11 protein-coding genes are annotated in these 14,899 nt (G+C 68.6%); 4 read left to right on the top strand and 7 right to left on the bottom strand.

The genetic code is table 11. The annotated features are described in order from the left end of the window. Positions 1–7: 7 nt before the first annotated feature. Together ACAG24_RS07690 and ACAG24_RS07695 are read right to left on the bottom strand one after the other, a co-directional pair. The gene (locus tag ACAG24_RS07690; protein WP_370472394.1) at positions 8–427 is read right to left on the bottom strand and encodes a roadblock/LC7 domain-containing protein; all 420 of its coding nucleotides are present in this window, start codon (positions 425–427) and stop codon (positions 8–10) included. After that, on the bottom strand, positions 424–2,937 hold the full coding sequence (locus ACAG24_RS07695; protein WP_370472393.1) for an ATP-binding protein: 2,514 nt from the start codon (positions 2,935–2,937) through the stop codon (positions 424–426). Before ACAG24_RS07695 ends, ACAG24_RS07690 begins: the two co-directional genes overlap by 4 nt. A gap of 327 nt (positions 2,938–3,264) precedes the next feature. Here ACAG24_RS07695 and ACAG24_RS07700 point away from each other — a divergent pair, with 327 nt between their 5' ends. Next, positions 3,265–3,420 carry a hypothetical protein gene (locus ACAG24_RS07700; protein ID WP_370472392.1) on the top strand — a complete coding sequence of 52 codons (156 nt, stop codon included), beginning with the start codon at positions 3,265–3,267 and terminating at the stop codon, positions 3,418–3,420. 31 nt (positions 3,421–3,451) lie between these two features. After that, positions 3,452–3,916: a tRNA (cytidine(34)-2'-O)-methyltransferase gene (locus ACAG24_RS07705; protein WP_370472391.1), complete on the top strand. Its 465-nt coding sequence runs from the start codon at positions 3,452–3,454 to the stop codon at positions 3,914–3,916. Here the strand turns inward: ACAG24_RS07705 and ACAG24_RS07710 are convergent, their stop codons facing one another. From ACAG24_RS07710 to ACAG24_RS07725, 4 genes are all read right to left on the bottom strand, one after another. Further along, positions 3,917–4,576 carry a nitroreductase family protein gene (locus ACAG24_RS07710; RefSeq protein ID WP_370472390.1) on the bottom strand — a complete coding sequence of 220 codons (660 nt, stop codon included), beginning with the start codon at positions 4,574–4,576 and terminating at the stop codon, positions 3,917–3,919. Positions 4,577–4,780: 204 nt separating this feature from the next. After that, positions 4,781–8,077: an error-prone DNA polymerase gene (locus tag ACAG24_RS07715; RefSeq protein WP_370472389.1), complete on the bottom strand. Its 3,297-nt coding sequence runs from the start codon at positions 8,075–8,077 to the stop codon at positions 4,781–4,783. A gap of 31 nt (positions 8,078–8,108) precedes the next feature. After that, on the bottom strand, positions 8,109–9,119 hold the full coding sequence (locus ACAG24_RS07720; protein ID WP_374150767.1) for a GGDEF domain-containing protein: 1,011 nt from the start codon (positions 9,117–9,119) through the stop codon (positions 8,109–8,111). Positions 9,120–9,375: 256 nt separating this feature from the next. Then, positions 9,376–10,245, bottom strand: coding sequence for a MaoC family dehydratase (locus ACAG24_RS07725; protein ID WP_370472387.1), 870 nt, complete (start codon positions 10,243–10,245; stop codon positions 9,376–9,378). Between the two features lie 69 nt (positions 10,246–10,314). On the opposite strand from ACAG24_RS07725, the gene ACAG24_RS07730 reads away from it, so the two are divergent. Next, a complete protein-coding gene (locus ACAG24_RS07730) occupies positions 10,315–12,312 on the top strand; it encodes an SDR family oxidoreductase (protein ID WP_370472386.1) in 1,998 nt (665 codons plus the stop codon). Beyond that, positions 12,309–13,343 carry a nucleoside hydrolase gene (locus tag ACAG24_RS07735; RefSeq protein ID WP_370472385.1) on the top strand — a complete coding sequence of 345 codons (1,035 nt, stop codon included), beginning with the start codon at positions 12,309–12,311 and terminating at the stop codon, positions 13,341–13,343. The genes ACAG24_RS07730 and ACAG24_RS07735 overlap by 4 nt, the downstream gene beginning before the upstream one ends. On the opposite strand, the gene ACAG24_RS07740 is transcribed toward ACAG24_RS07735, so the two are convergent. Further along, positions 13,334–14,899 carry a DNA polymerase Y family protein gene (locus ACAG24_RS07740; RefSeq protein ID WP_370472384.1) on the bottom strand — a complete coding sequence of 522 codons (1,566 nt, stop codon included), beginning with the start codon at positions 14,897–14,899 and terminating at the stop codon, positions 13,334–13,336. The genes ACAG24_RS07735 and ACAG24_RS07740 overlap by 10 nt on opposite strands.

The raw sequence follows: 14,899 nt of genomic DNA on the forward strand, positions 1-14,899 counted from the left end.
CGGCCGCTCACGAATGCTGCGAACTGCGCCGTGGCGACTGCACGACCGCGCCGACGCGTTCCACGAGAATCGCCATCTCGTAACCGATCTGGCCGATGTCGCAGGTGCGTGTCGCCAGCGTCGCGAGGTTGGAGCCGTCGCCGACCCTCATCAGCAACAGGTAGCCGTTGTCCATCTCCACCACCGACTGCAGGACGCGTCCGCCGTCGAACAGTTGAGCGGCACCGGTCGACAGGCTGGCCAGCCCCGAGGCGACTGCGGCGAGCTGGTCGGCCCGCTCTCCGGGGATGTGCTCGCTGGCGGCGACCAACAGACCGTCGGCCGACACCAGGATCGCGTGCGTCACGCCCGATACCTCGCGGGCGAATTTGGCGACGAGCCAGTCCAGCGAGGATCCCGAATTCGGCGGCGCAGGCTGAGCGTTCACTGGTGGTCGGTTCCTCCCGCTTCCTGGGCCCGACGGCGGCCGGCGTGCACGCCACCGAAGTGACCGCCGATGCTGGCCCGCACCGCGTCCGGATCGCGGACGGGCCCCGCGTGCCCGTTCTCGGGCTCGTCGGCCGATGCTACCGGCCGCTCCTCGGCGTGACCGGGGACCAGACGGGCGCCCGGCTGCCGCACGGGCAGGCCTTCGGCGGTGCGGTCGCGCACCGGAGCGGCCTCGGCGGCCGCAGCGGCCGACCAGCCGTTGTCCCACACCGATTTCCAATTGAGATCGGAGCTCTGGGAGAGCTCATGCGGGTCGACCAGCCACTCCGACAGCATCTTCTGATAGATCGCGTCCTCGTCGTCGTCGAGGGCGGCGTGTCCGGCGCGCCGCGGTTCGGGCTGCGGCGGGGCCTGAGGTTGCGGCCGCGCCGTGAAGAACGAGGCGACGCTCGGCCGCGGCTCGGCCTCGACCGGTTCGGGTGCCGGAGGCGGCTCGACGATGCCGTTGGCACCGGGGCGTCGCTGGGGCAGCACGTCGTCGGCGCGTGCTGCGGGCTCGGGCGGCAGGGCGGGCTCGGAGGGACGGGCACCCTCCAGCGCGAGCGCGGTGACCAGGCCCGCATGCGCGTCGGCCGGGGTCTGCGCGTCGGTACCGCCGTGCGCGACGGGACGGGTGTGGACCAGCAGGCGGCTCGGGATGTACACCCCGGCGGTGGTGCCGGAATCCGCCTGCGCGGCGACGGTGCTGCGCAGTCGGGCGACGAGACCGTGCTGGGCGGCCAGTCGCCCCACCACGAACAGGCCCATGTGGCGTGCCGTGTAGGGGTTGACCTCGCCGCCGGACTCCAGCCGGGTGTTGGCGACACGCAGATCGGCCTCGGTCATACCCAGACCGGTGTCGCTGACCTCGATCACCAGGCCGTTGTTGCCGGTGGGCACCGCCGACACCTGCACCTGCGTGCTCGGCGGCGAATAGCGCAGCGCGTTGTCGAGCAGTTCGGCCAGCAGGTGCACGAGGTCACCGGCGACCGCGCCGTCGATCTCGCTGTCGGGCAGGCTCACGGTGACGACCCTGGTGTACTCCTCGACCTCCGACGCCGCCGCGTTGACAAGCGCGGCGACGGGCACCGAGGCGGCCTGCTCACGCGACATCTGCGCACCGGCCAGCACCATCAGGTTCGCGCCGTTGCGCCGCATGCGCGCCGCGAGGTGGTCGAGCCGGAAGAGGCTCTCCAACCGGCCGGGGTCCTCTTCGTCGCGTTCGAGCTGATCGATGAGCGAAAGCTGCTGGTCGACCAGCGACCGGTTGCGGCGCGACAGCGTCTCGAACATGTCGGTGACCTGGAGCTGAAGGCGGGCCTGCTCACCGGCGAGCATGATCGCCTGCTGGTGCAGCTCGTCGACGGCGTGGGCGACCTGGCCGACCTCCTCGGTGGTGTGCACCGGGATGGGCTGCACCGGGAACTCCTTGCCGTCTGCGCGCACGTGCTCGACCTCGCGGGCCAGATCCTCGTGTGCCACCTTGAGCGCACTGTCGCGCAGCGTCCGCAGCGGACGCACCAGTGAGCGGGCAACCAGGCCGACGAGGATGAGCGCGACAAGGATCCCGGCGCCGACGAGTGCGGCGTCCCGGATCGCGGCGGCGCGGGCATCGTCGGCCTGCTGGGTGACCGTCGCAGGGATCGCGTCGGCAGTCCGGGCGATGACGTCGTCGGCGATGTCGGCGGTGACCTGTTGAGAAGCCAGCAGCTCAGCGTTGCCGACGAGAACCGAGGCGGGGTCGGAGATGACGGACAGCCGCTTGACCATCTCCGAGCGCAGCGACGCCGCCTGGTCGCTGGCACCTCCGAGGAATGCGCCGATCGCCGAGACCGTCGCGGGCTCGGTGCCTGCGATCGTCACGATGGCCGAACGGAGCACAGGTTCGGGCAGCTCGCCTCCCTTGTCGACGAGCATGCGCTGCATGGCCATCTGCCCTCGGGCACCGACGGCGCGCGACAATGCGGCGCCTTCGGCACGCACCGCGGCGTCGTCGCCGACGAGGCCGGTGATCGCCGTCTCGGCTGTGATCAGCAGCGGGGCGTACGCCATCACCCGCGCCCGGAGGTCCACAGAATCTGCGGCGATCTTGTCGACCAGGCTCTGTCCGAGATCGATGAGGGTGTTCGTGGCGAGGCGCACGCTGTCGTCGACCTCGGTCACGCCGAGGAGGTGCTGCAGCTCGGACTTGTCGGAGTCGAACTGCGTCATCGCCGCGCCCGCGTCGCCCCCGTCGGTGGCCGTCTGCATCGCGGCTTCGAGACCTGCCATGTAGTCGACGACCGCGGGCACCATGTCGGCGCGGTCGGCGGCGCGGCGAAGGTCGAGTGCTTCGGAGGTGCTGGTGGAAATCCGCAGGCCGCCGAAAATGCAGGCCAGGATCAGCGGCACGGCCACGATCGCCAGCACCTTCGCTCGGACGGGCCAGTTGGACGGCGACCACCGCGAGGGTCGTTTGTCGGGATTCATTGTGTGCTCGCGCCGTGGGTCAGGCGCGCGCAGATCGTTGATCGAGCGTCGTTCATAAGACTTTCCTGCGGATGGGCCGACGAAAGGGCCTGGCAATTCGACGAGTATGCCAGCCCTCCGAGGGGCTTTCCACAGCTGGCGCGGTGCAGCAGTGCCGCGCAAACAGGTTGACGGGGCTTGGCTTTCGCTCGCCAGCAAACACCCGAACCGGTAGGGGATCGTTACCGCTTTGACGTTGAGGCTGCCGAAGAGTAAGGAAGAATTAAGAGCGACACGCCGGTTTTGGCGGGGTTGCTGAGGGTAACCAAGCCGCACAATGGAGGTGCGATGATGGTCCGAAATGGTATTGAGGTGGCCATGCTGGCCGATGCCTCGGAGATCGGCGACTCGCCCATGATGCGGGCGATGAGCAGCGAAGTGGTCGACATGGACACTCTCGACAGTCTGGTCGCGATCGCCAGCTACGAAACCTGCCTCGACTGAACCTGAGGCAGTCAGCGCGTACCCTGCCTGAGTGTTCAGGGTGCTGTTCTTCTCGCCGCGCATCGCGCCGAACACAGGCAATGCGATCCGCATGGTGGCAGGCACCGGCTGCGAATTGCACCTTGTGGAACCGCTCGGCTTCGATCTCTCCGAACCCAAGCTGCGTCGCGCCGGGCTCGACTATCACGACCTCGCCTCGGTGACCGTGCACCCCGATCTGGACTCGGCATGGTCCGCCCTGATGCCCGCCCGGGTGTTCGCGTTCACCGCGCATGCGACCGCATCGTACGGCGACGTCGCCTACCGACCCGGCGACGTGTTGATGTTCGGACCGGAACCGACCGGCCTGGACGCGGCCACGCTCGCCGACCCGCACATCACCTCACGGGTCCGCATCCCGATGCTGCGCGGCCGCCGCTCGCTGAACCTGTCGAACGCGGCCGCCGTCGCCGTCTACGAGGCGTGGCGCCAACACGGGTTTGACGGGGCTGTGTGACTACCACGCATTCCAGTGAGTCAGCTGCTCGGCGGGCAGTCGTTTGGCCTTCTTGAAGTCGGTGCCCTTGGTGTAGGCGATGGGGAACAGCCCGCCCTGTGAGTACTTCTCGAACGGGATGCCGAGGACTTCGGCGGCCTGCTTCTCCCCGTCGCCCATCAGGTGCAGCGTGGTCCACGCCGAGCCGAGGCCGCGTGAGCGCAGCGCGAGCATGAAGCTCCACGCAGCAGGCAGTAGTGAGCCCCAGAATCCCGCGCTCATACCGGCAGGTGCGCCGTCGGGCCGGCCCTCCAGGCACGGGATCAACATCACGGGAACCTCGTGCAGACGGTCGTTGAGGTACTTGGCGGAGTCGACCACCAAAGGCGTGCGCTCGTCCCGGACGTCGCCGTAGGTGGGCTTCTCCTGCTCCAGATACGGGGTCGCGTTGGTCCGGTAGATGTCGGCGAGCGCCTTCTTCTTCTCGGGGTCGTCGACGAACATGAACTGCCAGCCCTGGGTGTTCGATCCGGTCGGCGCCTGCAGCGCGATGTCGAGGCACTCCATCAGCACCTCGCGCGGTACCGGCTTGTCGAAATCGAGGCGCTTACGCACCGAGCGGGTGGTGGTCAGCACTTCGTCGGCAGACAGGTTCAGCGTCTCGCTCTTTTTCGATGTCATTGTGCCGAGACTACATTCGGCTGATGGCCGGTCGCCGAGCGTGCGTGTCTGCGGCCGACACGCCGTCGGCAGGCCGGATTTCGTGCACGCTCGCCGAACCCGGCCGGGTCAGCCCCCCGCTGTATGGACGGACGAGGGTGCGCGAGATCGGCTAGTTATGTGGCGTGTTGCCCGCAGACACGCACGCTCGCGGGGCGAAGGGGCTCAGCGGAAATCCCGGGACTTCGACGTCATCTGCAAGTTGATCGGCCCCATCCGATCGGCCACCACGGTGACTGCACCGGTGGCGTTCTGCACGATGCCACGGACCACCAGCGCCGAGGCGGTCTGCGCCAGCTTGCGGTGCCGACCCCACACCCCTTGGGAACACAGCACATTGACCATGCCTGTCTCGTCCTCCAGGTTCATGAACGTCACTCCCTGCGCGGTGGCGGGACGCTGCCGGTGCGTCACCGCCCCCGCCACCAGCACCCGGGTTCCGTCGCGCACCGACAACAGCTGATCGGCGGGCACCACCCCCATCGCGTCGAGATCGGCGCGGAGGAATTCCGTCGGATAGCGTTCCGGCGACACCCCGGTGGCCCACACGTCGGCGGCGGTCAACTCGAGTTCGGTCATGCCGGGCAGCGAGGGCACATGTGAGGCCGACCCGACACCGGGCAGCCGGTCGGGCCGCTCCGTTGCCGCCGCCCCTGCCGCCCACAGGCCCTCGCGTCTGGTGATCCCGAAACACCCCAGCGCACCCGCCGTGGCCAGCGCCTCGGTCTGCGGCACCGACAACTGCACCCTTCTGGTCAGGTCGGTGAGGGTTGCGAAGGGACCGTGAGCTTTTCGCTCCTCGACCATGAGCTCGGCGAGGTCGGTGCCGATGTGGCGGACGTCGCCCAGCCCGAGCCGCACCTCCAGGCCCGCGTTTTCCAGCGTTGCGTGCGGGAGGCTGGCATTGACGTCGGGGCCGTGCACGACGACACCGTGCCTACGGGCATCGGCGACCAGCGTCTGCGGTGAGTAGAAGCCCATCGGCTGGGCCCGCAGCAGCGCCGCGCAGAACGCCGCGGGGTGGTGCAGCTTGAACCACGACGAATAGAACACCAGCGACGCGAAGCTCAGCGAATGACTTTCCGGGAAACCGAAGTTGGCGAACGCCTCCAGTTTCTCGTAGATCCGCGTGGCCACGTCTCCGGTGATGCCGTGGAGGTCGGCCATGCCCTCGAAAAACCTGCTGCGCAGCCGTCGCATCTTCTCGGTCGAGCGTTTCGAGCCCATGGCGCGGCGTAGCTGGTCGGCCTCCGACGCGGAGAATCCGGCGCAGTCGACGGCCAGCTGCATCAGCTGCTCCTGGAAGAGCGGCACTCCCAACGTCTTACGCAGTGCCGACTCCATCGACGGGTGGTCGTAGGTGACCTCCTCCTGCCCGTTGCGCCGCTTGATGTACGGATGCACCGACCCGCCCTGGATGGGCCCGGGACGGATCAGCGCGACCTCGACCACCAGGTCGTAGAACTGCCGCGGCTTGAGCCGGGGAAGCGTGGCCATCTGCGCGCGCGACTCCACCTGGAACACCCCGACGGAGTCAGCGCGCTGCAGCATCTCGTAGACCGCGGGCTCGGAGAGGTCAAGCCGGGACAGATCCACCTCGAGCCCCTTGTGCTCGGCGACCAGGTCGATGCAGTAGTGCAGCGCCGAGAGCATCCCGAGGCCGAGCAGGTCGAATTTCACCAAACCGATTGCCGCACAATCGTCTTTGTCCCACTGCAGCACGCTTCGGTTCTCCATCCGCGCCCATTCGACAGGGCATACGTCGGCGATCGGACGGTCGCAGATGACCATGCCCCCGGAGTGGATGCCCATGTGCCGCGGCAGGTTCGAGATCTGCATGGCCAGGTCGACCACCTGCTCGGGAATGTCCTCCACATGCGTGGCGTCGGCGAGGTTGCCCCACTGGCTGATCTGCTTGCTCCAGGCGTCCTGCTGCCCCTGCGAGAACCCCAGCGCACGGGCCATGTCCCGCACAGCACTGCGGCCCCGATAGGTGATCACGTTGGCCACCTGCGCGGCGTACTCCCGCCCGTATCGCTGATAGACGTACTGAATCGCTTCCTCACGCAGGTCGGATTCGATGTCGATGTCGATGTCGGGCGGCCCGTCGCGGGCAGGTGACAGGAAGCGTTCGAACAGCAACTCGTTGGCGATCGGGTCGACGTTGGTGACCTTGAGCGCATAGCAGACCGCCGAGTTGGCCGCCGATCCCCTGCCCTGGGACAGGATGCCGTTGTCCCGGCAGAACCGGGTGATGTCGTGCACCACCAGGAAGTAGCCGGGAAAGTTCAGCTGTTCGATGACCCGGAGTTCGTGCTCGATCTGGATGTACGCGCGCGAGGCATGCTCCGGCGGCCCGTACCGCTCGCGGGCGCCCTGCATCACCAGGTGCCGCAGCCAGCTGTTCTCGGTGTGCCCCTCGGGGACGTCGAACGGCGGCAGCTGCGGAGCGATCAGGGCCAGCCCGAACGCGCACTGCTCCCCCAGTTCCGCGGCGGCGGTGACCACCTCGGGACAGTGGGCGAACACCCGTGCCATCTCCTCCCCCGATCTCAGATGCGAACCACCGAGCGGCGCAAGGTAACCCGCGGCCTCGTCGACGGAGTTCCTGGCACGGATAGCTCCCATTGCCATCGCGAGCCTGCCCCGCCCCGGCTCGGCGAAGTGCGCCGCGGTGGTGGCGACGACACCGAGACCGAACCGCGGCGCCAGTGCCGCCAGTGCGGCGTTGCGTTCGCTGTCGAGGGGATGCCCGTGGTGGGTGAGCTCGACGGTGACGCGGTCGCGGCCGAACCGGTCGACGAGGTCGGCAAGCGCCGCCTCGGCGGCCTCGGGCCCGCCGTGCGACAGCGCTCGACGGACATGCCCTTTGCGGCACCCGGTCAAAATCTGCCAGTGCCCGCCCGCCGCTTCGGTCAGCGCGTCGTAGTCATAGCGCAGCACCCCTTTCTCACCACCGGCCAGATGCGCCGCGGCCAGCTGCCGCGACAGCCGCCGGTAGCCTTCCGGGCCGCGGGCGAGCACCAGCAGGTGCGGTCCGGGAGGATCGGGAACGTCGGTACGGGTACCCCCACCCAGCGACAGTTCGGCGCCGAACACCGTGGCCATGTCGAGCTCCCTGGCCGCCTCGGCGAACCGCACCACCCCGTAGAGCCCGTCGTGGTCGGTGAGTGCGATGGCCCTCAAGTTCAGCCGGGCCGCCTCCTCCACCAGTTCCTCGGGTGTGCTGGCCCCGTCGAGGAAGCTGTAGGCCGAGTGGGCGTGCAGTTCGGCATACGGCACCAATCGGGATGCGCCCCGGCGCATCTCCGGAGCCTCGTACTCCCCCCGCTTGCTCGACCAGGCCGGGCTGTCCCCGCCGTCACCGACCTGTGCGTCGATGGGCCAGCCGGCGCGGCGCGGCTTGCCCTCCAGCACGCGCCGCATCTCGCCCCAACTCGGGGGGCCGGTATGCCAACCCACCCCCGCAGTGTATCGAACAAGCGTTCGATAGTCAGGCGGTCTTGCCGTTGTTGTCGAAGCCGGCGTCGTCCGGGTCTTCGAGATTGGGCCGCAGTACGTAGCGGACCTGGTTGCCGCCTGTCATCCGGGCCTGCTCGATGGCCTGCTGGGCGATGCCGATCAGTTTGTCGAGAACCTCGTCGGGCGGCTCGGCGGCCAACGGAGGCAGCGGGGTGACCACCACTCCGATGCTGGCGGTGAGGCGCTGGGGCGTCGCGGCGATCGATCCTCGGATCCGCTCCACCAGGGGTGACGCGTCAGCGGTGGTGAAGGTGTCGGCGATCAGGAAATCGTCGTCGGCGACGTGCGCGACGATCGCGTTGTGCCGCACCGTCTCCCGCAGCGCCTGTCCGACCGTGACGCGGGCCCGGTTGCCGCCACCCGACCCGGACAGTCCGAGGAGCAGCGAGAAGCTGTCGATGTTGACCGCCAGAACGACCAGATACTTGTCGTCGCTTCGGCTACGTGACGCCAGCAGCGTCGCAACCGAGCTGTAGAAGGCACCGCGGTGCAGCAGCCCGGTCAGCTGTTCGATGTCGCCGTGATGAGCATTGGGCTGCAGCAGCTTGATCACCGCACGGCACGAGATCGCCACGAACACGTTGAGCAACACCACGATGACCAGCGCGCAGATCGCGACCACTGCGTCGGTCGCCGCCAGCCGCACGAACAGGATGCCCAGCGCCACCGAGGCGACCGCCCACGTCAGGGTGAGCAGGCGGACAGCGTGGAAGCACACGACGAACACCGTCAGCACCACGTAGGTCGCGGTGCCGAGGAAACCGATGACCGGGTTGTCGAGAATCAGCGAGGAAACCGCGACGCCGAGGGAGACGGCGACCACCGACAGCAGGGACTGCAGCCGGCTGGGCCAGCTGTCGCGCAACCACATTGCAGACAGTGCCAGCGAACCGACGGCGATGACTGACGCGACGATCCACGAGGTGCCGGACTCGGGGCCGAACGTACTGGCCATCAGCCCTACCGGCAACAGGCCGAGCACCGCAATACATGTTGCTACCAGGCGACATGTCGCCGTCTGCAAACCTCGAGCGGCGAGAATCGCAGTGAGCCAGTAGTACTGGTCGAACCGCCACAATGCAGGGCCGAGTGCGGCAGCGGGCGAATTCCGCAAACCCTCGAACATCGGCCTACCCCTGTCGCACGTGTCCCAGGTCCAGATCAAAACCCCCGCGCATCGCGAAGGCTACCAGCCCAGCAAACAATTTCCCAGCGCTAATGTTGGCTGACCGGCTGCTTTACTTTGCGGAGAATTCCACTTCGCCGTCTTCGAGCACCACCCGGGCGTTCGATCCGTCTTCGCCGGCCGCCTCGGTACGGAATACAGCCCGGCCGGATTCGAGCCGCCAGATGGATGTCGTCAAGGTGTCGCCGGGGAAGACCGGCGAGGTGAAGCGCGCCGAGATCGCGGTCACCTTCGAGGCGTCGCCGCCGCCGAGTTCGGCAACCAGAGCCCGGCCGGCGACGCCGTAGGTGCACAGTCCGTGCAGGATTGGCTTCGGGAAGCCGGCGAGCTGGGCGAACCACGGGTCGCTGTGCAGCGGGTTGCGGTCGCCGGACAGGCGGTAGATCAGGGCCTGATCTTCGCGGGTGGGCAGCGCGACGTGGCCATCGGGTTCCCGCTCCGGAATCTCGGGGGCGGGCGGACGCCGGCCCGGCTGGCCTCCGAAGCCTCCCTCGCCACGGATCACCAGAGTCGTCAGCGTCTCGGCGACAGCCTGCCCGGATTCGGGATCACTACCTGTCGCCTTGAGCATCACGACCGCGTTCTTGCCTTCTCCCTTGTCCTGGATGTCGGCCACCTCGCAGACCACACTGAGTTTCCCAGCGGGGGGCAGCGGTGCGAAGACACGGATGCTCTGCGAGCCGTGCAGCAGCTTGCTGAAGTTGAAGGATCCGATCTTGGTGGCAGCTGCGAAGGGCGAGCAGGCGATGACGGCGTAGGTCGGGAGGACTTGCTGAGTGACCTCGTGGCTGTTCTCGGTCGTGAACGCGAGATCGCCGGTGCCCGCGCCGACGCCGAGCGCATAGAGCAGCGTGTCGCGGTCGGTCCAGCTGAACTGTTGCGCCTGCGTGGTCTCGCCAATGGCGTTCGGATCGATCGGCATGCCCAGACAGTAGCCGCATTGCCAGACGACTCGTTGACACCCGACCGGGTGCGGGCGACCATGTCTCGCATGCGCTATGTCGTTACCGGCGGTACCGGGTTTATCGGCCGCCGTCTGGTCACCCGGTTGCTCGATCTTCCCGACACCGCAGCAGTGCATGTTCTGGTGCGCCGCCAGTCACTCGGCCGGTTCGAACGGCTCGCGCAGCAGTGGGACGAGCGGGTCTGCCCGCTCGTCGGCGACCTCACCGAACCCGCTCTCGGGCTCTCCGATGCCGACGCGGCCGACCTCGGCGACATCGACCACGTCGTGCACTGCGGGGCGATCTACGACATCACCGCTGCCGAGGATCGCCAGCGCGCCGCCAACGTCGAGGGCACCGCATCGGTCATCGGCCTCGCCGCGCGCCTCGATGCGACGTTGCACCATCTCTCCTCCATCGCGGTGGCAGGCACGTACCGCGGCGTGTTCAGCGAGGACGACTTCGACGTCGCGCAGAACCTGCCCACCCCGTATCACCGCACAAAGTTCGAGGCAGAGCTGCTGGTGCGCTCCGCGGAGCGTCTCCGGTTCCGGATCTACCGGCCCGGGGTGGTCGTCGGGGACTCGCGCACCGGCGAGATCGACAAGATCGACGGCCCCTATTACTTCTTCGGGGTCCTGTCGAGCCTGGCAAGTCTGCCCAGGTTCACCCCGATGGTGCTGCCCGACACCGGGCGAACCAACGTCGTGCCGGTGGATTTCGTGGTCGACGCCCTGGTGGCCCTCATGCACCTCGACGGACGCGACGGGCAGACGTTCCATCTGACCGCACCGAAGACCGTCGGCCTTCGGGGTATCTACCGCGGCGTGGGACCTGCGGCAGGGCTGCCACCGCTGGTCGGGTCGCTGCCCCGGGCCGCCGCTGCGCCGCTGCTCCAGGTGAGCGGTCGCGCCAAGGTGCTGCGCAACATGGCCGCCACCCAGCTCGGTGTGCCGGGCGAGATCCTCGACGTCGTCGAACTGGCGCCGACGTTCGCCTGCGAGCGCACCGAGGAGGCGCTGCGTGGTACCGGGATCAGCGTGCCGGAGTTCGCCTCCTACGCACCACAGCTGTGGCGGTACTGGGCCGAGCATCTCGATCCGCACCGGGCCCGTCGTGACGACCCGGCAGGTCCGCTGGTCGGCAAGCACGTCATCATCACCGGCGCATCCAGCGGGATCGGCCGCGCGTCGGCGGTCGCCGTAGCCGCCCGCGGCGCGACGGTGTTCGCCCTGGCCCGCAACGCCGAAGCCCTTGACGGCCTCGTCGACGAGATCCGCGAGGCCGGGGGTGAGGCGCATGCCTTCACCTGTGACGTCACCGATTCTGCAGCCGTCGAACACACGATCAAGGACATCCTCGGCCGCTTCGGGCACGTCGACTATCTGGTCAACAATGCGGGCCGGTCGATTCGCCGTTCGGTCACCGCATCCACCGACCGGCTGCACGACTATGAGCGGGTGATGGCGGTCAACTACTTCGGCCCCGTGCGCATGGTGCTGGCGCTGTTGCCCCACTGGCGGGAGCGCCGGTTCGGGCACGTCGTCAACGTGTCCAGCGCGGGGGTGCAGGCCGCCAGTCCGAAGTACAGCGCCTACGTCCCCAGCAAGGCGGCACTGGACGCCTTCTCCGAAGTCGTTGGCACCGAGACACTCTCGGACCACATCACGTTCACCAACATCCACATGCCGCTGGTCGAGACGCCGATGATCGCGCCGTCGCGTAGGCTCAACCCGATGCCACCGATCACCGCCGAGCACGCCGCCGCGATGGTGGTCCGCGGGCTTGTCGAGAAGCCCGCCCGTATCGACACCCCGGTCGGGACGCTGGCCGACATCGGGATGTACTTCACTCCGCGGCTGTCCCGGCGTGTACTGCATCAGGTGTACCTGGGTTATCCGGATTCCGCTGCGGCGCGGGGGATTACCGAGACTGTCACCCGGACGCCGCGCCGGCCCCGACGTCAGGGCCGGCCCGCGCCGTCGCTGCGCGTTCCCGGCCCCGTCAAGCGTGCGGTGCGGCTGGTACCCGGCGTGCACTGGTGAGCCCGGTTCCGGTCTTCATCGACGTCGACACCGGCGTCGACGACGCGATGGCGCTGGCCTATCTGTTCGCCAGCCCGGAGGCGAACCTGGTCGGCATCGCGTCCACCGCGGGAAACGTTGGTGTGCATGATGTCTGCCGCAACAATCTGGCGCTTCTGGAGCTGTGTGGGATCACGGGTGTTCCGGTTTCGAAGGGGTCGGAGACGCCGCTGGCGGCGCCGTTGCGCACCGCCGAGGACACGCACGGGCCGCAGGGTCTCGGCTATGCGCAATTGCCGGAGCCGACCACCGAGCTCACCGACTACGACGCCGCCGAAGCGTGGGTGCGTGCCGCCCGCGCTCACCCCGGAGAGCTGATCGGTATCGCGACCGGTCCGCTGACCAACCTGGCGCTGGCGGTGCGCGCCGAGCCCGACTTACCCGGCTTGCTGAAGCGGCTCGTGATCATGGGTGGCGCGTTCGACTATCGGGGCAACACGACGCCGGTGGCGGAGTGGAACACCCATGTCGACCCCGAATCGGCTGCCGAGGTGTTCGCGGCGTGGAGCGGTAGGGATTCCGATCACATCCCGATCGTGTTGGGGCTCAACCTCACCGAGCACGCCGCGATGACCCCGGAGCTACTGGGCAAATTGGCCGCTGCCGCCGGCGCGACGTCGGTTCCGATGTCGGTCGACGATGCGCGCGGCACCGCGTCGACGGCGTCGAATGCGCTGATCCGGACGCTCGAGGATGCGATGCGGTTCTACTTCGAGTTCCATCACGACCAGGGCGAGGGCTACCTCGCACATCTGCACGACCCGCTGGCCGCCGCGGTCGCTCTCGACCCGGAGCTGGTGCGGTATCGCGCCGCGGCGGTGGACGTCGAGCTGACCGGGACGTTGACCCGGGGCATGACGATCGCCGACTGGAGCAGGCTGTGGGGCCGAGAACCCAACGCGCTCATCGGTGTCGAAGTCGACCCGACGATGTTCTTCGACCGCTTCATCGAACGCGTCGGCGCGTTCGCGCGGCAGCTCGATCACTCATAGACGCCTTCCAGATACCACCTCCTCTGCCGGTAGCACAGCAGCAGTGCGTGCGTCGCGTCGAGCAGCACCTGCACCCGTGCCGTGATCGTTTTGCTGCTCGCCTGCACGGGATCCCACCACCGTTCGTCGACGGGCCACGGCCCCGCCCACCACGACAACCGGCCGGACCGACCGGGCGCGTGCAACTGGAACGGATCGGCGGAGAACAGCCCGCGGCTGGTGACCCGCACCGGGGCGCCGTCGGCGTCGAGCAGTTCGACCGGATCGTCGAGGAGCACCGTGGGTGACGGCTGCGGCAGCCGTCCCGGCCACGGTTGATCTGGATTCGCCTGTGGCACAAGCTCATCGCCCAGCGGAATGAAGGAGATGCGTTCAGCGGGACCACGACCACCACTGAGCACCGGGACCTTCACAGCGTCGGGACCCAGTAACCCCTGGATGCGCACCAGCGCCCGGCGCGCCCGCAACCGGTCCTCCTCGCCAACCCCACCCCACAGCGGCAACTGCAGCGCCTCGGCGGAGACCACCTCGACCGGGCGCAGGCGCAGCACCGTGATCGGCGCGGAGGGCCGCTGAGCGGAGTTGCGCCGGTTCAGCCAACCGTCCAGCTGCCAACGCACCCGGTCTGCCGTGGCATCCTCGGTCAGCGGCTCCGCGCACCGCCAGACACGTTCCAGCTCCTGACCGTTGGCCGTCACAGCGTGGATGGCCAGCCTGGTGCAGCCCACCCCCGCAGCTTCGAGGCTGCGGTGCAGTGCGCCGGCCAGCGACCGTCCCGCGAAGGCGGCGGCGTCGACCCGGTCGACGGGCGGATCGCAGTTCATCACCGCGTCGAGCTCGGCTTCGGGCTCCCGCCCCGACGGACCGCGGGCGAGTTCCCCGCGGGCCACCTGGTGCGCGGTGACGGCGTCGGCCCCGAACCGGGAGGCCACGTCACTGCGGGACAGTTCGGCGAACTGGCCGACTCTGCGAATCCCCATGCGCCACAACAGGTCGACCAGATCAGTGCGGGTGGCAGGTGCGAGGCTGGGTTCGGTGGCCAGCTGCTTGATGGACAGCCCCGACAGGAAGGACGCGTCGTCGCCGGGATCGATGATTTTTCCTGCCCTGGCGGCGAAGACGGCCGTCGGCAGTTGGTCGGCGACCCCGACCTGGCATTCTGCGCCCGCCGCGGCCACCGCGTCGACCAGCCGTTCCGCCGCGGCCTGCTCGGAACCGAAGTACCGGGCGGGACCGCGGACCGACAACGCCAGCAGTCCCGGCCGCAGCACCTCGGCGCGGGGTACGAGTTCGTCGACGGCGAGCGTGATGTTCTCGAAGTGCCGGGCGTCGCGGGCAGGATCGGCGGCAGCGACATGCAACTCCGGGCAGCGGGCCTGCGACTCCCGACGCCTCAGCCCCCGCCGCACCCCGACAGCCCTGGCTGCCGCCGAGCATGCAATGACCCGATTGGCCAGTGTGACCGCGACCGGCATCGTCGGCGGCAGGTCCGCTGCCGAGGCGGCGGCGACCGCCGGCCAGTCCATGCACCAGAGCGCCAAAACTCTGCCCGCCAT

The sequence above is a fragment of the Mycobacterium bulgaricum genome, assembly GCF_041287165.2.
GTDB lineage: Bacteria > Actinomycetota > Actinomycetes > Mycobacteriales > Mycobacteriaceae > Mycobacterium > Mycobacterium bulgaricum.